This is a genomic window from Streptomyces sp. NBC_00344, from assembly GCF_036088315.1.
Classification (GTDB): domain Bacteria; phylum Actinomycetota; class Actinomycetes; order Streptomycetales; family Streptomycetaceae; genus Streptomyces.
In genome coordinates this window covers 5,388,914-5,407,899 of the sequence record NZ_CP107996.1, presented here as the reverse complement: position 1 = coordinate 5,407,899, position 18,986 = coordinate 5,388,914, and the positions used below count along the sequence as shown (strand labels likewise).

General features: G+C 69.5%; 15 protein-coding genes. 10 read left to right on the top strand and 5 right to left on the bottom strand.

The window, feature by feature from the left end; all coding sequences use genetic code 11:
* The first annotated feature begins 7 nt into the window (after nucleotides 1-7).
* Both OHS16_RS24370 and OHS16_RS24365 read left to right on the top strand, forming a co-directional pair.
* Nucleotides 8-916: a pseudouridine-5'-phosphate glycosidase gene (locus OHS16_RS24370; protein WP_328539378.1), complete on the top strand. Its 909-nt coding sequence runs from the start codon at nucleotides 8-10 to the stop codon at nucleotides 914-916.
* On the top strand, nucleotides 913-1,842 hold the full coding sequence (locus OHS16_RS24365; RefSeq protein WP_328539377.1) for a carbohydrate kinase family protein: 930 nt from the start codon (nucleotides 913-915) through the stop codon (nucleotides 1,840-1,842). The genes OHS16_RS24370 and OHS16_RS24365 overlap by 4 nt, the downstream gene beginning before the upstream one ends.
* A 42-nt stretch (nucleotides 1,843-1,884) precedes the next feature.
* On the opposite strand, the gene OHS16_RS24360 is transcribed toward OHS16_RS24365, so the two are convergent.
* Nucleotides 1,885-2,526 carry a uridine kinase gene (locus OHS16_RS24360; RefSeq protein WP_328539376.1) on the bottom strand — a complete coding sequence of 214 codons (642 nt, stop codon included), beginning with the start codon at nucleotides 2,524-2,526 and terminating at the stop codon, nucleotides 1,885-1,887.
* Nucleotides 2,527-2,566: 40 nt separating this feature from the next.
* On the opposite strand from OHS16_RS24360, the gene OHS16_RS24355 reads away from it, so the two are divergent.
* On the top strand, nucleotides 2,567-2,932 hold the full coding sequence (locus OHS16_RS24355; RefSeq protein WP_328539375.1) for a nuclear transport factor 2 family protein: 366 nt from the start codon (nucleotides 2,567-2,569) through the stop codon (nucleotides 2,930-2,932).
* 392 nt (nucleotides 2,933-3,324) lie between these two features.
* Here the strand turns inward: OHS16_RS24355 and OHS16_RS24350 are convergent, their stop codons facing one another.
* Nucleotides 3,325-4,068, bottom strand: coding sequence for a DUF7873 family protein (locus OHS16_RS24350; RefSeq protein ID WP_328539374.1), 744 nt, complete (start codon nucleotides 4,066-4,068; stop codon nucleotides 3,325-3,327).
* A 109-nt stretch (nucleotides 4,069-4,177) separates the two neighbouring features.
* Here OHS16_RS24350 and OHS16_RS24345 point away from each other — a divergent pair, with 109 nt between their 5' ends.
* The 7 genes from OHS16_RS24345 to OHS16_RS24315 all read left to right on the top strand — a co-directional run bounded on the left by OHS16_RS24345 (nucleotide 4,178) and on the right by OHS16_RS24315 (nucleotide 13,213).
* Complete coding sequence (locus tag OHS16_RS24345; protein WP_328541064.1) at nucleotides 4,178-4,372, top strand: hypothetical protein; 195 nt, start codon at nucleotides 4,178-4,180, stop codon at nucleotides 4,370-4,372.
* A 190-nt stretch (nucleotides 4,373-4,562) separates the two neighbouring features.
* Nucleotides 4,563-6,587, top strand: coding sequence for a TerD family protein (locus tag OHS16_RS24340; RefSeq protein WP_328539373.1), 2,025 nt, complete (start codon nucleotides 4,563-4,565; stop codon nucleotides 6,585-6,587).
* A gap of 555 nt (nucleotides 6,588-7,142) precedes the next feature.
* A complete protein-coding gene (locus OHS16_RS24335) occupies nucleotides 7,143-8,435 on the top strand; it encodes an ABC transporter substrate-binding protein (RefSeq protein ID WP_328539372.1) in 1,293 nt (430 codons plus the stop codon).
* 12 nt (nucleotides 8,436-8,447) lie between these two features.
* Entirely contained in the window at nucleotides 8,448-9,380 is a 933-nt protein-coding gene (locus OHS16_RS24330) for a carbohydrate ABC transporter permease (protein ID WP_328539371.1), read from the top strand.
* 17 nt (nucleotides 9,381-9,397) lie between these two features.
* Nucleotides 9,398-10,264: a carbohydrate ABC transporter permease gene (locus tag OHS16_RS24325; RefSeq protein WP_328539370.1), complete on the top strand. Its 867-nt coding sequence runs from the start codon at nucleotides 9,398-9,400 to the stop codon at nucleotides 10,262-10,264.
* On the top strand, nucleotides 10,261-11,238 hold the full coding sequence (locus tag OHS16_RS24320; protein ID WP_328539369.1) for a LacI family DNA-binding transcriptional regulator: 978 nt from the start codon (nucleotides 10,261-10,263) through the stop codon (nucleotides 11,236-11,238). The genes OHS16_RS24325 and OHS16_RS24320 overlap by 4 nt, the downstream gene beginning before the upstream one ends.
* Before the next feature lie 43 nt (nucleotides 11,239-11,281).
* Nucleotides 11,282-13,213 carry a cellulase family glycosylhydrolase gene (locus OHS16_RS24315; protein WP_328539368.1) on the top strand — a complete coding sequence of 644 codons (1,932 nt, stop codon included), beginning with the start codon at nucleotides 11,282-11,284 and terminating at the stop codon, nucleotides 13,211-13,213.
* A gap of 43 nt (nucleotides 13,214-13,256) precedes the next feature.
* On the opposite strand, the gene OHS16_RS24310 is transcribed toward OHS16_RS24315, so the two are convergent.
* From OHS16_RS24310 to OHS16_RS24300, 3 genes are all read right to left on the bottom strand, one after another.
* The gene (locus OHS16_RS24310) at nucleotides 13,257-14,453 is read right to left on the bottom strand and encodes an SWIM zinc finger family protein (RefSeq protein WP_328539367.1); all 1,197 of its coding nucleotides are present in this window, start codon (nucleotides 14,451-14,453) and stop codon (nucleotides 13,257-13,259) included.
* Nucleotides 14,450-17,269, bottom strand: a complete 2,820-nt coding sequence (locus OHS16_RS24305; RefSeq protein WP_328539366.1) for a DEAD/DEAH box helicase — start codon at nucleotides 17,267-17,269, stop codon at nucleotides 14,450-14,452. The genes OHS16_RS24310 and OHS16_RS24305 overlap by 4 nt, the downstream gene beginning before the upstream one ends.
* A gap of 153 nt (nucleotides 17,270-17,422) precedes the next feature.
* Complete coding sequence (locus OHS16_RS24300; protein ID WP_328539365.1) at nucleotides 17,423-18,880, bottom strand: carboxylesterase/lipase family protein; 1,458 nt, start codon at nucleotides 18,878-18,880, stop codon at nucleotides 17,423-17,425.
* Nucleotides 18,881-18,986 lie beyond the last annotated feature (106 nt).

Sequence of the window (18,986 nt, the reverse complement as noted above, 5' to 3'; positions counted from 1 at the left end):
TGGGGACATGTCCGATACCACTCTGCTGCTGTCCGAAGAGGTAAGGGAAGCGCTGGCCCGGCGACGCCCCGTGGTCGCCCTTGAGTCCACCATCATCGCGCACGGGCTGCCGCGCCCGCGCAACCTGCGCGTCGCCGGGGAACTGGAGGCGCTGGTACGCGATTCGGGTGCCGTCCCGGCAACCATCGCGGTTCTCGGCGGAAGCGCGCGCATCGGTCTGGACAAGGCCGAGTTGGAGCGCGTCGCGAACGACGACTCGATCCGCAAGCTGGGACATCGCGATCTCGCTCCGGCATTCGCCGCCGGGGCGAGCGGCGCGACGACCGTGTCCGCGACAGCGCTGCTGGCCGCCAGGGCCGGCATCAGGATCTTCGCCACAGGCGGCCTCGGCGGCGTACACCGTGGCTGGACCGAGACACAGGACGAATCGGCGGATCTGCGGCTGCTGGCCCGGACTCGGATCGCAGTGGTGTGCGCGGGGGTCAAGTCGATCCTGGACGTTCCCGCGACACTTCAGCGTCTGGAGACACTGGGCGTCGGCGTCGTGGGGTACGGCACGGAGACCTTCCCCGGTTTCTATCTCAGCAGTTCGGGCGAGCCGGTCGACTGGACGGTGCACACGCCGGACGAGGTCGTGTCGGTGATCCGCGCGCAGGACGCGCTCGGCGGTCCGGAGGCCGCACTGATCGTGGCGAACCCGGTTCCGGAAGCGGAGCAGCTGGACCCGGACCTGCACGACCGGGTGCTGACGGAGGCACTGGACGAGAGCCGGGCGCGCGGGATCACGGGGCAGGCTGTCACGCCGTTCCTTCTCGAATATCTGATGCGGCGGACGGAAGGAGCGTCCCTGGAGGCAAACCTGGCGGCGGTGCGCGGAAATGTACAGCTGGCGGCCCGGATCGCGGCGGCCATGTGACCGGGGGCAAGGCGCTGCTGGTCGTGGGTGATGTGGTCACCGACATCGTGGCCCGTCATCGCGCTCCGCTCGCTCCCTCGACGGACACGGACGCGGAGATCCGTAGGCTGCCGGGCGGAGCGGGAGCCAATGTCGCCTGCTGGGCGGCGTATGCGGGGCTTCCGGACGTACGGCTCCTCGCCCGGGTAGGTGCGGAGTCGGCGGCCTGGCACGGCGAGAGTCTGCGGAGCGCGGGAGTGCACGCCCGGCTGGTGGTCGATGACCGGACTCCGACAGCCACGGTGATCGCCCTGGTGGACGCCGCAGCCGAACGTACCTTCCTCACCGACAGCGGTGCGGCTCTGCGGCTGTCGGCTGACGACTGGTCGAACGACCTGCTCGACGGTGTCGGGCACCTTCATGTCTCCGGCTATCTGTTCTTCGCCGAAGTGAGCCGCGGGGCCGCCCTCACCGCTGTCGCCGAGGCCCGCGCACGGGGCATCCCGGTGAGCGTCGACCCCGCTTCGGCCGGATTCCTCACCGACCTGGGGGTGCACCGTTTTCTCGCGATGACGGACGGTGTGGATGTGCTGCTGCCCAATGCCGACGAGGCCCGCCTCCTTACCGGGCTCCACGAGCCTGCGGATGCGGCGGCGAAGCTGAGCCTCCACACACCCCTGGCCGCGGTGACGCTGGGCGGACGTGGGGCCCTGCTCGCCGAGTCGGGGGCGGTGACCGCCCGGATCCCGCCCGTCGAGGCACCGGCGGTGGACTCGACGGGCGCTGGGGACGCGTTCACCGGGGGCTTTCTCGCGGCGCGGCTGGCGGGATGCGATGCCGCGGCCGCTGCGGAGGCGGGTTGCCGTGCGGGGGCTCAGGCGGTCGGGGCTCCGGGCGGGCGTCCGCCGACGGCCGGGACCCAGGCGGCCGCCGGGAGGTCGCTCTGACTGTCCTCCGCTGATGCTGCCGCAGTGGGGCCGCTCCCCGGACTACCGGCCGAGTCCGCTCCAGGCAAGGTGGTCCGGGTGGTCCGCCCGTACGACGACGTCCGCGCTCGCTGCGGGGTCCACCTCGTCCTCGTACCGTCGGAAGGCCGGCAGCATCCAGTGCTCGTCGTCATCGGTGCGGCGCTGCAGGGCGCCCGGAGACAGTCGGATGTGCGCGCTCAGATCGAAGGGAAACCAGTGGCCGAGCAGCAGCGGTCCGTGCACGATCAGCACAGCGCCCTCCGCCAGCCGGTGGTACGGACTGCGGGTGGCCCGGTCGGTGGCCGGATCCCAGAGGTCGGACAGCACCCGCCCACTGCCGCCCGCCTCCAGTGGCCCGAAGACCTCGCGCCACAGCGCACCGGTGTCGAACCAGCTGTCGTAGTAGGAGTCCGGATCCTTTTTCCCGTACTCGTACCGCAGCGAGGCGGGCCGCAGAAACCCCTGTGTACTGACGACATGAACGGACCTCCCACCGGTCCGGAGGATGTCCGCGACCGACCGGGCCAGCTCCCCGGCGGGCGTGGCGGGGGCGCCGTCGATCGCCACCTTCGGCCAGGGGCCACCGTCCGCCGCCTTGATCGCGTCGGCCTGCCGGGCGAGGGCACCGGCCAGCCGCTCCCAGGAGATCGGTTCGAGTCGCACCCCTCCATCATCACCCGGCCCGGCGGTTACGATCCGCCGCATGGATCTGGAATTCGCGCGGAAGTTCGCCGGGGAATGGCAAGAGGACTGGAACTCGCACGACATGGACCGCATCCTCGGCCACTACCACGAGGACGTGATCTTCAGCTCGCCGATGGTCGAACGCTTCAGTGGTGATCCTTCGGGGACGGTCCACGGCAAGGACGAACTGCGGACGTACTGGAGCGCAGGGCTCAGCCGCATCCCCGATCTGCACTTCGAGGTGATGGATGTGCGCGCGGGCGTCGACTCTCTGGTGATCGACTACCGCAACCAGATCGGCGGGCGGGTCTACGAGGTGCTGACCTTCCGGGACGGCCTGGTGATCGCCGGATTCGGGGCTTACGGCACCGTACTCGCCGGCTGAGAGCGTGCCACGGCGCGAACCGGCGCATACCAGGCCAGGAGAGACGTGGAGCGGGCCCGGAGGTATGTCCAACCCCCGGGCCCTGTTGATGCCGCCCCACTGCACACGCCGGCTCAGTTGAGGGCACAGGTCAGTCGTTACGTCGTCGCGCTCTGCCATTGAGCTACCGCCCCGCGGAGAGGGGCGGGCCGGGGTCGAACCGGCAACCGACGACCAGGCCTGTGCCCGGTCGAGCCGACGATGAGCGGCGAATGCTGAGTCTGGAGCGAGAGTCTGAGATGGAACGCGGCTGATGCCGCTTCATCACGACGAACTTCAGTTTCAGCTTGCGCTCCTCGCGCACCCCGGGTCCGCACTCGGGCGGCCGGGGAGTCTGTGAGACTACCGTTGCCTCAGGCCTGACCAGTCCCGAACAGGTAGCCGAACACCGCATCCCCGACGCGCTCATCGGTGACGTCTGCGCCGTTCGCCTCCTCCCGCGCGAACTTCACCGCCTGCTGGAGCTTCTCCACCCGGCCGAGCAGCTCGTTGACGCGACGGGCGGGCAGCGCTCCGGAGAACTTCACGGTGGTCCAGTAACCGACCGGCACGTCCTCGTAGTACACCTCGACCTGCGCCGGATGCTTCTCGGTCGCCTCCGCCTTGACGTGGTTGCGGGGCACCTTCTTCGTACGGACCGTGCGGACCGGCTCGGTCTTCCAGGCATCGGTGGACGGATCCTGAACCCAGGCTTCGGAGGCGTCGAGCACCGGCAGCTTCCGTACAAAGGTGTTGAGGTCGGTGAGCTGCTTCTCCAGGAAGAGCAGATACGAAACGGGCACGGCAGCAAGCAGCGTGCGTCCGTCGACCCGCACATCGGCGCGTGCCGAGCAGTTCGCCCAGTCCTTGGTGGCGGTGACGTCGAAGAGGCGGGTCAGGGTGCCCGCGGTGTCCCGCAGCACGTCCTCGGCCTGCACCTGCACCCGGGTCGACTCGGGCGGCAACTGCTCGCCCTCTTCGTCCTTCGGCTGGTAGGTCCGGGAGATACCCGACAGCAGAACCGGCTTCTGCAGGCCCTGCTGGGCCGCGGTGAGGTCCTGGTGGGACTTGGACTTGATTCCCTTTTCGACTGCGATGATCTGATTGAGTTTCGCCACGGATGGAACGTATCAGCGACAACTCCGCCGGATCGAACAGTTATTGGGCGGGTCGGGGTCGCCTCCGATGCCGGAGCGGACAGGGCTTCCTCGCAAGCACCCCTCCTTCATGACGGATCGCACTCTGCTTCTCCTCGATGCCGACGGCCCGCACCATCCGTACGCCGCCCGCCTGCCCCGCATGCGCGGCTGGACCACGCATCGTCTCCATCCGGCCAACTGGCAGACCCACGACTCCCGCGCCCACACGGTCTGCGGGAGGCTGACGTCGAATACGCCGGCCGCCTGGGCGACGTCCCTCTGATATCGGCACGTCCGAGCATTCGGATCCAGCCGGAGCACGGGGGAAGATTTTTCTCAACTGCGGCAGAATCCGACCTTGTCAGGCCGTAACATCCCCTCAAGATCTTCATCGGAGTCACATCTCATCTTCACGGGACGGCAGTTCGGCGCACCGTCGAGTGCGGTCCCACGAGCCCGGGGGGGCGTGCACCATGCATGAATTGATCAAGGGTGCGAACGTAGGCCTGCCTCAGCTCAGCGACCATGCGGATTCGGTTGTCATCAGCTTGAGCTGGAGCAGTCCGAGCGGTGAAGGCGAGGCCGATGTATCCGTCCTGATGCTCGACGAGAACCGCAAGGTACGCAGCAACGCCGATTTCTACTTCTACAACAACCCGGTCGCATCGGACGGAAGTGTCCAGCTGCTCGGGGCAACTCCGACCGACAGTGGTAGCGAGGACCGGATCCGACTGGACCTGACGGCGATCCCCTCCGATGTCCAGCGGGTCATCATCGCTGCCAGCCGCTACCGGCGCGCCAGGTTCGGCGAGTTGGAGAATCTGCGACTCACACTCAGCGACCGGGTCGGTGAATGTGTACTCGGATTCTCCATCAGCGGAGCGGGCGCCGAGAGCGCATTCGTTTTCGGTGAGATCTACCGGCGGGAAGACGTCTGGAAGTTCCGGGCAGTGGGCCAGGGCTACGACACGGGGCTGGCCGGTCTGGCCACCGACTACGGAATCGAAATCGACGAGGACGACGCCCAGGACGACGACGCCCAAACCGAGTTGGCTCCTACGGTCACCACAGCCGGCCAGGTGCCCACGCCGAGGACACCGGAAGCCGTCAAACTGCTCTCGGCCGCGAATCCGGCGGCGGGTTCGGCGGCGCCTCCGGACGTCTCCGTCGTGCCGCACGATCAGCCGGCGCCGGTGAGCCGGCTCCGGACGGCGAAGAAGAAGATCACCCTGCCCAGGGCGCCCCGGCCCACGCTTGCCGAGAACGAGTCCTGGCGTTTGGCGCGCCTGTTCCCCGCTTCGTCCCTGAAGAACGACAGGGAGCGCGAGACGCGCGCGACCTCCGTCCTGCTGTCGGTGATGGCTCAGGTCCCTGAGTTCGGACGCAGGCTGACGGCCGCTTTCGGTACTCCGGCCGGCCGCATGGAAACGTTCACCGAAGTCTCCCTCCCTCACGGCGAGACGCCGAAGCGGCCCGACGGCATCGTTCGCGTCGAACGGGCGGGAAAGTTGTGGACTGCGCTGGTCGAGACCAAGACCAACGGGAATCCGCTGAAGTCGGAGCAGATCCAGGACTACATGAACATCGCGGCCCGACGCGGATACGAGGCTGTGGTGACGATCTCCAACGACGTTGCACTCGAGGGGACTCCGCTCGTCGACGTGAAGCTGGACGGCCGGCGCAAGCACAAGGTCGGGCTCTGGCATCTCTCCTGGGCCGAAGTCGCGCATCAGGCCCAGCGGCTGATCCTGCACGAAGGCGTACGTCTCGAACCGCACGCCTGGCTGCTGCAGGAACTCCTCCACTATCTCCAGCACGAGAATTCCGGCTGCCATGGCTTCCTGAACATGGGGCCCGCCTGGGTACCCGTGCGCAGAGCCATCGACGACGACACGCTGTGTCCCGGCGATCTCCGCGCCGTGCGGGTGGTCGAGAGCTGGGAACGGCTGGTCCAGCAGGTCTGCCTGCGGCTCGGCGGCGAACTGGGCCGTAAGGTGGCGGCGGTCCGGCGCAGCAAGCGCGGGGTCGATCCGCAGACTCGCCGCACCGAACTCGCCGACAGCCTCTGCGAGGACGGCCTCCTCAAGGCAGAGATCCGGATCGACGGAGCGCCCGGCAACCTGACGGTCGTCGCCGACCTGAGAATGGGACGTCTGCGGACCTCCATCCTGGTCCCGGCCTCGGATCAGACCTATCCCCTCGCCCGGGTGAAACGCCTGATGAAGCTGCTCAGCGACGCACCGGCGGACCTGCACGTCCAAGCCGTCCTCGAGGGGGATACGGCCGGTCCGCGCGGCACATTGGAGAAGCTGCGTCCGGAGCCCGGTGATCTCGTACCGAAGGGCGGCGGTCAGATCAGCGGATTCCGGCTGACTCTCTCCAAGAGTGTGGGGATCACCCGCGGCAACGCCGAGTCCGGCTTCATCCGGAGCGTGGACGCCGCGGTGGACGCCTTCTGCACGAGCGTCATCACGCGGCTGGAACAGCGCGTGCAATGACATCTCCGTGGCGCCCGGAAGCATCAACGCACCGGGCGTCACGGTGTCATAAGATGCCGGGCCGGGCGGGGCGCTCAGCAGACCCCCGGGAATGTGTGCCATGGGCAGTGCCCCGGCAATCCCGACCGGGGGAATACGGTCAGGGGCGGGGCTGTACGGCCGGTACGTGCGTAGCCGCACGGCCGGGCCCCTGCGCTGCTGCGGGCGGAGACCCCGATGCGCGCTTCCGCGCCGAAACCGGCCGCCGCATCCCCCTTCTCGGCGTCATGCCGTGCCTGTGACCTCGCGCGGTTCCCCCTGCCTTACCGTCGGACCGCCGGCGTACACACACGCCCCGCGGAACGTGAGTGCAGAGAGAAACGAAGGTTTCCCGCCTCCTGCGGGGGTACGCCCGATGCGCTCGGCGCCTGCCCGGATCCGTCGTGTGGCGAGGGCCTTTTCACCATGTGCAACGGGGGGTTGACCGCTCAACGATCGCCTCGTACGGTGCTCGCACCTCGCAGGTGTATCGATTAACCACCCCCGCCCGCACTCCCCCGTAGGAGGCCGTACGCCGTGCGTTCCATGCTGAATCGCCGCGGGTTCATATCCGCAGGCGCGGCCGTTGCCGCCGGTGTCGCCGTGCCGGGACTGTCCGGGTGCGGGGTGCTCGGTGGGGACGAATCGGACCCCGACACCCTGGTGCTGCACAGCCAGCTCGGCGGCACCGCGCCCGGCTCCGCCACCTTCCGGGCCGTTCTCGACACCTTCCGCAAGGAGAATCCGGGACTGAGGGTCAAGAGCCTGGTCAACGGGGACGAGCTGGGACAGGTCTACGAGACGTCCCGGCTGGCTCACAAAGAAGCCGATGTCGTGATGGTCAACCTCTACGACAAGACCGTCTCCTGGACCGGGCTCGGTGCCACGGTCGCCATGAACGGCTACCTCGACGACTGGGGCCTGCGGAAGCGCATCCTGCCCGCGGCGCTCACCGAGTGGACCGATGAGAAGGGGCGGCTCCGGGCTCTGCCCTACATCGCCAGTAACTGGCCGGTCGCCTTCAACCGCGCGGCGATGCACCAGGCGGGGGTCGAGGAGATACCACTCACCGGAGACGCGCTGATAGCGGCCGCCAGGAAGCTGCGGGCCAAGGGCACCGCGCCCGTCACCATAGGCGGTAACGACTGGACCGGTCAGAAGCTGCTCGCTCAGATCATCCAGTCGTTCCTCGCCGCTCCGCAGGCCAAGAAGCTCTATTCCACCGGCGACTTCAGCGGGATCAAGGGCGCGCGTGAGGGCATCGAGTACTTCGTCGAACTGCGCGACGCCGGGGTCTTCACCGACAAGGCCCAGGGGCTCACCACCGATTCGATGACCACCCAGTTCAACACCGGGGCCGCGGCGATGGAGTCCGCGATGTCCTCCGCGCTCGCGAGGGTGCCCGATCAGGTGGCCGCGCATACGGAGGTGGGCGGCTGGCCGCTGCCGTCCGGCGCCGTCCACCCGAAGCCGACCATTCTGCGGACCTTCACGGTCTCGGGGTTCTGGGTGAGCCCGAACGGCACCAAGAAGATCGAAACCGTGGAGAAGTTCGTCAGGTTCATGTACCGGCCCGATGTGATCGCCCGCTTCGTGTCCGAGGGCGGCCGGGACATGGCCGTGCGGACCGACACCCTGAGCGACGGCTTCCCGCTCGTCGCCAAGGCCCAGAAGCTCGGCGACAGCGTCAGCCAGGTCGTGCTGCCCGACCTGTACGTACCGCCTTCGGCCGTCCAGCCGATGATCCAGGCCACCAGCACCGCCTTCACCCCTGGCACCAGCGCCCGCCGCATCATCTCCGCGCTCGAGGGCGCGTACCGCAACGCCTGAGGAGGCAACCCCATGACGATGGCGTCATCCGTCAGGCCCGCCTCCCGGCAGGCCGTACCACCCGCCCCGGCCGGGCCGAAGCAGCGGCGCGGAACGCGGACCACCGTTCTCGCGGTTCCGGCCCTGGCCTGGTATCTGATCTTCATGGTCGGGCCGATGGCGGCGATCTTCGTGATCGCCGCGCTGCACTGGCCGGGCATGCTCCAGCCCACCTCGTTCGCCGGGCTCGACAACTTCCGTGTGCTGTCGGACGATCCGGTCTTCTGGCAGGCCGTGCGCAACACCGGTGTCCAGCTGATCATCGCGCTGCCGGTGATGATCGTGTGCGCCTACATGGTCGGCTACTACGTGGCGCAGAAGCCGCCCGGGCACCGGGTGATCCGGTATCTGCTCTTCGTTCCCGGGCTGATCTCCACACCGGCCAAGGCCATGGTCTTCTATGCCGCGCTCTCCCCCGACGGGCTGCTCAACGGGGCACTGAAGTCGGCCGGGCTCGGTTCGCTGAGCGATGCCTGGCTGGCCAATCCCGACACCGCTCTCTACTGTCTGATCGCTCTGGACATCTGGGCCGGTATCGGCTTCACAGCGGTTCTGTTCGCGGCCCGTCTCGACAGCGTTCCCGAGGAGATCGGCGAGGCCGCACAACTGGACGGGGCGGGACACTGGCGGGCCATGTGGCGGATCCAGTTCCCGGTCATCAAGGAGTACGTCGGTGTGGTGGCGATGCTCCAGTTCCTCTGGACGCTCTTCGGCTCCGCGCAGCAGGTGCTGCTGCTGACGCAGGGCGGCCCCGCCAACTCGTCGACCACGCTGTCCTTCCTGGTCTACGAGAAGGCATTCATGGAGTCGGACCTCGGTTACAGCCAGGCCGTCGGCGTGGTCCTCTTCCTCGCGGGGCTGGCCGGGCTGCTTGCCATCCGCCGCGCTTTCCGCCAGAGCTACTGATCGGAGCCCGACCCGCCATGGCCACCACGCAGTTGAGGAAATCCGCGCCCGGAAAGCCCCGGTTCAGGAAGTCCTGGCTTCCCGCGCACATGCTGGTCTGGGCGTACGCCGTACTGCTCGCGATTCCGCTCTACTACTTCCTCGCCTCCGCCTTCAAGTCCAACGAGGCCATCTTCTCCAGCCCGCTCTCCCCTCCGACGTCCTTCGGGTTCGGCAATTTCCGTACCGCGTTCGAAAGCGCCGGACTCGGATCGGCGATCGTCAACTCGGGTCTTGTCACGGTGTTCTCACTCGCACTGACCCTGGGTCTCGCGATACCCGCCGCTTTCGGTCTTGCCCGGTCCCGGGGCCGGGTCGCCTCGCTCGTGGAGAAGGTCTTCTCGCTCGGTTTCCTCATCCCCACCTTCGCCGCGCTGTTCCCCACCTTCCTGCTCTCGGCGGTCACCGGGCTCTTCCACACCCGGCTGTTCATGGTGCTGTTCCTGCCGGCCACCGCCATGCCGCTGTCGGTGGTGATCCTCATCCAGTTCATGCGCACCATCCCGCAGGAGATGGAGGAGGCCGCCCGGATCGACGGCGCTTCGACATTCGGCGTCCTGCGGCACATCTACACCCCGATGTGCATGCCGGGCATCGCCACCGTGCTGCTGCTGAACTTCCTCACCTTCTGGAACGAGTACCTGTACTCACTGATCATCATCGGTCCCGACCCCGACCTGCGGACCGTGCAGGTGGCCCTGCCCACCCTCAAGTCCCAGATCGGTACGGACTACGGGGTCCTGACGGCGGGGACAATTCTCACTCTGGTCCCTGTGTGGATCATGTACACCCTGCTGCAGAGGCGTATGCAGCAGGCGCTGGTCAGCGGCGCGGTGAAGATGTGAACAACCGTCCGACGATCAAGGACGTGGCAGCGCAGGCCGGGGTCTCCACCGCTGCCGTCTCCAAGGTCTTCAACAACACGGGGCGGATCTCCGAGCCCACCCGCCTCCGTGTTCTCGATGCCGCGGACCGACTGGGCTGGTCACCGAGCGCCTCGGCGAGCGCGCTGCGACGGGCCCGCACCCATACGGTCGCCATGGTGGTCCGCCGCCCCACCGACGTACTCGGCACCGACCCGCACTTCTCGGAGCTCATCACCGGTCTGGAGAGTGAGCTCTCACCGCGCGGCTACGGTCTGCTGCTGCATCTCGCCGGAGACGTACGGGAGGAGACGGCGCTCTACGAACGCCTGGCCGCGGAGAACCGCGTGGACGCGGCCGTGCTGACCGAGCACCGCGCCGACGACCCGCGTCCGCCTCTGCTCGAGCGGCTCGGACTGCCCGCTGTCCTGCTCGGTACCGCGCACCGGGAGGGAGTCGTCGAAGCCGTACGGCATCTGCTGGATCTGGGCCACCGGCGCATCGGCTACGTCTCGGGGCCGACGGAGCTGGTGCACACCCGCTTCCGGCAGCAGGTCTTCGAGGATGCCCTCGCCGGTGCGGGGCTCACTCCGGCCGCGGTGGTCCACACCGACTTCACGGAAGCGGCGGCCACCGCCGCCACCGGGCAGTTGCTGGCACGGGAGCCCCGGCCCACCGCCATCGTGTACGCCAATGACTCGATGGCGGTGTGCGGCATCGGCGCCGCCCAGCGGGCCGGCCTGTCCGTGCCCGGCGAACTGTCCGTCGTCGGTTACGACAACCTGCCGCTCGGCCGCTGGATCCACCCCCGGCTGACCACCGTCGACCAGCACGTCCGGCAGGCCGGCGCCGCCGCGGCCCGCACCCTGCTCACACAGTGCGGCGAAGTCGTACCCACCGGACCTCCCGCCGAACACCCCCGGCTCGTCGTACGCGAGTCGACCGGTTCCGCCTGACCCACCCGACCGTCCCGACCCGGATTTCTGGAGCACCACACTCATGCGACGCCACAGCGCCCAGCTCACCCACGACCCGGCCGTACTGCCCTGGCTGGGCGCCAATTTCTGGTCACGCACCGGCGGGCCCCTGATGTGGCGGAACTACGACTCCGCGGTCGTACGCGAGGAGCTCGCGGTACTGCGCGAGCACGGACTCACCATGACCCGCTCGTTCTTCTACTGGCCGGACTTCCACCCCGAGCCGCACCGGATCGACGAGGAACTGTGCGACCGGTTCCGGGACTTCCTGGACGCGCACATCGAGTACGGCATGGGCACCGTTCCCACGTTCATCGTCGGGCACATGTCAGGAGAGAACTGGGATCCGGTCTGGCGGGCCGGGCGGGATCTGTACGAGGACGTCTGGATGGTCGGCCGCCAGGCCTGGTTCGCGAGCGAGATGACCCGCCGGTTCAAGGACCACGCGGCCGTCACCGGATGGCTGATCACCAACGAGATGCCCGGGTACGGAAGGATCTACCAGGTGGACCCGCCGTCGGTGGCTGTGGTCACGGCGTGGGCGCAGTCGATGTGCAATGCGGTGCGGGCGGCCGGCGGCACCCAGCCGGTCTCGCTCGGCGACGGCGCCTGGGGTCAGGAGGTGACCGGGCGGGACAACGGGTTCTCGCTGCGCGAGACCGCCGAGTACGTCGACTTCGTCGGACCTCATGTCTACCGCTCGGACACCGACAGGGTCCGTCAGCACTACCGGGCCGCATTCGAGTGCGAACTGGCCGCAGTGACCGGACAGCCCGTGATCCTGGAGGAGTTCGGGCTCTCCACCGACACCGTGTCGGCCCGCAACGCGGGCATCCACTACCGGCAGACGCTGCACAACTCACTGCTGGGGGGCGCGGCCGGCTGGATCGCCTGGAACAACACCGACTACAGCAACCTGTGGGAACAGTCCCCCTACGACCACCACCCCTTCGAGATGCACTTCGGCATCACCGACAGCGAGGGACACGCCAAGGAGCCGCTGCGCGAACTCGCGGCTTTCGCCAGACTGCTCGAACAGGTGGATTTCGCCCGGTGCAGGCGTGCCGACACCGGCGCCGCTCTTGTCGTGCCGGCCTTCCTGGAGCGCGGCTACCCCTACAGCAGGCCGGCCGACCGTCCCTTGATCTTCTCCTCCCTCCATCAGGGGTATGTGGCGGCGCGCGGTGCGGACCTGCCCGTCGGCTTCGTCCGGGAGGCGGACGGGATCGACGAGGACGTACAGCTGTATCTGCTGCCGTCCACCAGGCAGTTGACGACGCGCACGCGACGGGATCTGGAGCGGCGGGCGCGTGCGGGCGCGACGGTGTATCTGTCGTTCTGCTCGGGCGAGCACCCGGCCACCCGCGGGCCGTGGTTCCACGACCTCGACGGTCTGTTCGGGGTCGAGCACCAGCTCTCGTACGGAGTCGCCGAACCGATCGAGGACGAGGTGCTCGAGATGACGTTCACCGAGGACTTCGGATCGCTGAAGAGCGGTGAGACGCTGCGTTTCAGTGTCGCGGGGAATGAGGACAGCCGCGCCTACCTGCCGGTGGTGGCGCAGGGCGCACGGGTGGTGGCAACCGACGGGCACGGTCGCCCGGCCCTGCTGGTACACGACATCGGGGCCGGCCGGACCGTGCTCGCCACCTATCCACTGGAGCAGATGGCCGCCCGCACCGCACGCGTCAATCCGGAGCAGACACACCGGCTGTACGAGTCGCTGGCGCATGTTGCGGGCGTGGCGCGGCCGGTCACCGTGGACACCCCCTGGGTCAGCGCCGATGTGCTGGTCCACGAGGACGGGAGGCGCTTCGTGTGGCTGGTCAGCCAGTCCGACGAGACACGGACGGTACGGCCGGGCGGCGGCGGTCTCTTCGATCTCACCACGGGTGAGCGCTCGACGGATGTCACCCTGGAGCCGTACGGGGTGCGGGTGCTGGAGCTGCGGTAGCCGCGCCGGGCGCCGACGTGCCGGCCGGAAGCGGGGCGTCCGGTCACCGCGGGTGCGCGCCGTCCCCTGAACTGTGGCCACGCAGCGCCTCCACCGGGTCGGTGTGCGGGGTGCCCCTGGGCCACCAGTCGTCCCTGCCCGGGTCGGATTCATAGGCGTACCACTGGTGGTCCTTGCCGAAGCGGAGCTGGTGGGCGCCGCCGGGCACGGTCAGCTGGTTGCGCCAGGGCTGGAAGCGTGGCAGCCCCGCGGCGGCGAGCGCCGGGCGGGCGCGGTCGAAGGGACCGGCCGGTGGATCCCACGGGCTCTCGAGGACGGCGAGCCCCTCCTTCCCGCCCTGCCGCCAGGCGGCGACCGCCCTGGCCAGCTCGGTGGGGTTGCGCCCGGTGGCTGCGGCGAGGTCGCGGTAGAGCGTGCGGGTGGTGGCGGTGAGTCCGGCGGTGGGACCGGACGCGGCCAGCCGGACCGCGTCCTGCCAGGCTGTGAGATCGCCGACCGGGTCCGAGCCGGTGGTGAGCAGGGTGTGGGCGCGGACGGCTGCATCGGTGGCGAGCTGGTCCAGGGCGACCGGATCCGGGGCTCCGGGTGCGCTGGGATAAGCGGGCGGCTGCCCGGGGTGCGGGCCGACGGCCAGCGGTGCGGGAAGCGGTGGCAGGAAACGCTGGGCGAGTGCTTGGCGGGCGGGCACACCCGGGGTGCGCGTCGCAGCAGGCTGCTCACGGGCCGACAGTGCCGCATTGCGCCTGGCCAGTTCGTCGAGGAGTTCCCGCTCACTTCTGCCGCGCATCAGCAGCAGCACGAAGGGATCGGAGTCGAGCAGCGCGGCCGTTTCGTAGCAGAGCGCGGCGGCGTGCTTGCAGGGGCGACCGCTGTCGGGGCAGGAACAGGACGGGACGAGATCGCCGGGGGCAGGCAGGAGTGCCACGCCCGCGTCGGCCGCTGCCTCGACGAGTGAATGCGGCATGTCCTTGTCCAGCAGGGCCGCGATATGACCGGGCTTGGCGGCGGCCGCGTCGAGGAAACGGTCCCAGTCGCTGTCGGAGAGCGTCCGCAGCCGCAGCTCCGCCCGGTAGGGCCGCGGCCGGCTGCCCTGCACATACGACAGGATCCGGCCGGGGGCGACGTTCACCGCGGCGACGCGTCCGCCGTCCGCGTATCTCCGGCCCCGCTCGAGCCGGCCCGTGTCCAGCGAGAGTGCTTCCAGCGAGGCCACCCAGGCGTTCCCCCACCAACTGCTCATGAGGGCCTCCGCAGCGACACCAGATCCGCGAGCTCCGTGTCACCCAGTTCGGTCAGTGCGCTCTCTCCGCTGCCGAGCACCGCGTCGGCCAACGCCCGCTTGGCGGTGAGCATGTCGGCAATCCGGTCCTCGACAGTGCCTTCCGCGATCAGCCGGTGCACCTGAACGGGCTGGGTCTGCCCGATGCGGTACGCGCGGTCGGTCGCCTGCTCCTCGACCGCAGGATTCCACCATCGGTCGTAGTGGATGACATGACCGGCCCTGGTGAGGTTCAGACCGGTACCAGCCGCCTTGAGGGAGAGCAGAAAAACCGGGGAGGCGCCGGACTGGAAGCGGTCCACCATCTCCTCCCGCCGGGCCACCGGGGTGCCGCCGTGCAGCAACTGGGAAGGGATACCGCGCGCGGTGAGGTGCTCCGACAGCAGACGGGCCATCGCCACGTACTGGGTGAAGACCAGCACGGAGCCGCCCTCCGAGAGGATCGTGTCGAGGAGTTCGTCGAGCAGCGCAAGCTTCCCCGAGCGCCCCGCGAGCCGGCTGGGGCCCTCCTTCAGATACTGCGCCGGGTGATTGCAGATCTGCTTGAGTGCCGTGAGCAGCTTCATGATCTGGGCGCGCCGGCCGATGCCCTCGTCGGCCTCGATGACGGCCATGCATTCACGGACGACCGCCTGGTAGAGAGAGGCCTGTTCGCGGGTGAGCGGGACGGGGTGGTCGGTCTCCGTCTTCGGCGGCAGCTCGGGTGCGATACCGGGGTCGGACTTCTTTCTGCGCAGCAGGAACGGGCGGACCAGACGGGCGAGTCGTTCCACCGCGCCGTCCTCCTCGCCGTTCTCGACGATCCTGGCATGACGGGAGCGGAACGTCTTCAGCGGCCCGAGCAGCCCCGGGGTCGTCCAGTCGAGCAGCGCCCACAGCTCCGAGAGGTTGTTCTCCACGGGGGTGCCGGTCAGGGCGACTCGGGCCGGTGCGGGGATGGTGCGCAGCGCCTTGGCCGTGGCGGCGTTCGGGTTCTTGATGTGCTGGGCCTCGTCCGCGACGACCATGCCCCAGGAGTGCGCGGCGAGCTCGGCGGCGCTGGTGCGCATCGTCCCGTAGGTGGTGAGGACGAAACCGCCGTCCGCACCGGGGAGCGAGCGGTCCGTGCCGTGGAAACGGCGGACCGGCACACCCGGTGCGAAGCGGGTGATCTCGCGCTGCCAGTTGCCGAGGAGCGAGGCGGGGCAGACCACCAGGGTCGGTTCACTGCGGGAGCGGTGCAGATGGAGGGCGATGAGCGTGATGGTCTTACCCAGCCCCATGTCGTCGGCGAGACAGCCGCCGAGACCCAGCGAGGTCATCAGATCGAGCCAGCCCAGCCCGCGCAGCTGGTAGTCGCGCAGGGTGGCATCCAGGCCCGGTGGTTGAGCGGGGATCGCGGCATCGCCGGTCAGCCGGGCGTGCAGCGCCGCGAGCGCGCCGACCGGTACCGCTTCGACCGTCTCGCCGTCCACGTCGGCGCTGCCCGTCAGCGCGACGGACAGCGCGTCGACCGGCGCGAGGAGTCCCAGCTCGCGTTTGCGCGCCTTCCGTACCAGGGCGGGATCGACCACCACCCATTGACCGCGCAGCCGCACGACCGGGCGGTGCGCCTCGGCCAGCATGTCCATCTCGGCGTCGGTCAGCCGGTCGTCGCCGAGAGCGAGCTGCCAGCTGAAGGAGAAGAGTTCGTCCGCGTCGAAGAAGGCGGTGCCGTCGGTGGCCGAACCCGGAGCCGGCCGCACCACAGCGGTGGCCGTCAGCGAACGGACCATGTCCCGGGGCCAGTGCACGGCGACTCCGGCCGCGGCGAGCCGCGGGGCGGCAGGACCCAGCAGCTCGTACAGGCTGTCCTCCGAGAGGGGCAGCACATCGGGCTCCGGGCGCTCCATGAGTTCAGCCAGCGGCGGCCAGATCCGCGCGGCGCGGCGCAGCGCAAGTACGGCGTCGATCCGTGCCCGGGGGCCGAAGTGCTCGTCGCCTTCTCCGGCCCAGAGCCGCCCCGCGTCGATGACGAGCGTGGGGTCGGCCAGGCTGTGCACCTGGACGACGGCCGCCCCGGCTCGCCGTTCCGGCGCCGCCGGGTCGTCGGAACGGTCGAAGAGTTCGTATCCGGAGAGGTCGAGGCGCAGGGAGACCTGCACCCCGGCGTCCGAGCCGGCAGCCACCTCCATCGCCCATTCCCGCAGGCCCGGCAGATGCTGCGCCTGCGCGGCGGCATAAGGGGCGCCCACCGCATGTGCCGCGGCGGGAGTGCGCGGCAGCGTGTCGGCGACCGCGTCGAGGAAGGCGCGCAGCAGCGCATCGGGCCTGGGCAGCTCGAGCGGGGTGCGGCCCGGCAGCGGAGTGGCGTACGCCTCGGGCGGCATGGCGGCGGCCACCGCCCGCAGATGCGCGATGTCCTCGGCGTCGAGCGGCCCGGCCCGCCAGACATCGTGGTCGTCACAAGACAGGCCGGGGATGAGCCTGCCTCGCGCCGCCATTTGCAGCGCGTGCAGCGCGGCCGCTCCCCAGGCCCGGGCGGCGGGGTGCGCCGCCGGGGCCCGCCGGGCCGCGACCAGCAGCGGCAGTGCCTGGGCGACGGGAATCAGGGCCGCGGGGACAGTGCGGCGACGGACAGCCGCGCCCTGCTGCCGCACCACGACGAGCTCATCGGGGCCGGCCGCTTCGCCCTCGGGATCCCAGAGGGCGAAGCGGCCCTCGCGCGGCAGCGCGGCGGGCAGAAACACAGCGGCCCGACGGCCGAGCGCCGCAGGCAGCGGACGTTCCACACCCGCACCCTCCACTGCCGCCCGCATCCCGCTCACCTGCCTTCCGCGCCCCTGCCCAGCCCCTGGATCCCACGTCTCTGCGAGTCTAGGCGCGGGGTGTGACAACGGGCATCGGCGCAGCCTTCCGGCAGGTCAGAGCCACCATGGGCCGACAGGTCAGCGGGTCGGAGCACCGGCGGATCAGCGCACCGCACTCCACAGAGCCCGCTCCTGTGCGCGCGGGTCGGACTCGGGGCCCGGCTCATCGCCGAAGACCATGGTCATCCGGCCGGCGGCCGCGCCGCTGTGCGCGTCGTACGCCGCCCAGCCGGGGTCCCCGGTCGTCGCGAAAGCCACCCAGGCGCCGTGGATCGCGTCCGCGAGGTGCTGGGGCGGGTGGTCCCCGAGCATCGGGACGAACGAAGGGTCGTGCAGGTTGTCGAAGACGAAGCCCAGCTCGGACGCGTGGCAGGCACCGAGCATGCCGCCGAACTGCGGCGAGCGCCAGGCGAATTCGTACACATGGGATCCGGGGACCGCTTCGGCGAGACGGAGGGCCGGAATCCGGTAGAACCAGTCGGTCACCACCGCGTCGAACAGTTCGCCCGGAGTCGCTCCCGGCCGGCCGGCCCGGTAGACCGCGAGCGCGGTCTCCGCGTCGAGACCGTATCCGGCGACGACCAGCCGCAGCCGCTCATCGGTGATCGTGTCCATTCGCTCGGTGGGAACCATGAAGAGGCGGTTCTCCTCACGGTTGCTGCCGACCAGCAACTCGACACCGCAGTCCGGGGCCGGCGGCGCGAGTTCGGGGAACACCGGCTCGAAAGGCATCATGTTGAGGGCCGCCTCCCCCCACAGGGCAGGGTCGGGACGGCCGCCGAGTTCGGCGCGCAGCTTTCCCTGCGCGGGGAGCAGGGAAGCCAGCGGAACGGCTGCGAAGGCTTCCGCGGTCGGCGCGATACCGAGATTCCCGGCGAGCCGCGCGGTGATCAGACCGGCCGTTCCGGGCCGCAGGAAGTGGTGCGCGGCTCCGCTCTGCAGAACGGCCCGGCGGAACAGACCCCGCGCCTGTTCCATCGCCAGCAGCGCGCCGATGCTCATCGCTCCCGCGGACTCACCGAAGACGGTGACCCGGTCGGGGTCACCGCCGAAGGAGGTGATGTTGTCACGCACCCACTCCAGCGCCGCGATCTGGTCGAGCAGCCCGCGGTTGTCCGGCACACCGTCCAGATGCAGGAAACCGTCCACTCCCAGGCGGTAGTTGACCGTCACACAGACCACGCCGTCCCGCGCGAAGGCACTGCCGTTGTACGAGGACGCCGAGCCCGAACCGTTCGAGAAGGCCCCGCCGTGCAGCCACACCATCACCGGCAGGCCGCCGTTCGGCCCGGGCTGGGGTGTCCAGACATTGAGGTTCAGGCAGTTCTCGCCGCCACTGCCCAGATCCTCGGGGATCAGGGCGTCGAACGGGGGCGCGTAAGGAGCTTTCGGCGCGGTTTCACCGTAGGCATGCGCCTGCCGTACGCCGTCCCACGACTCGGGCGGCGCCGGCGCGCGGAACCTGCGCGGCCCGAACGGCGCTGCGGCATAAGGGATACCGAGAAAGGACGCCACCCCGTCGCCGCGCATCTGCCCACGGACCGCGCCCTGCCGGGTCATGCACACCGGTTCCATCTGGTTCAGACTCCCTCTGTTCAATTCGGGCCCCATCACGTCGTTCGCGCGCACCGCATCGGTCACACCCCCTGGTACCTTGCCGGGCACC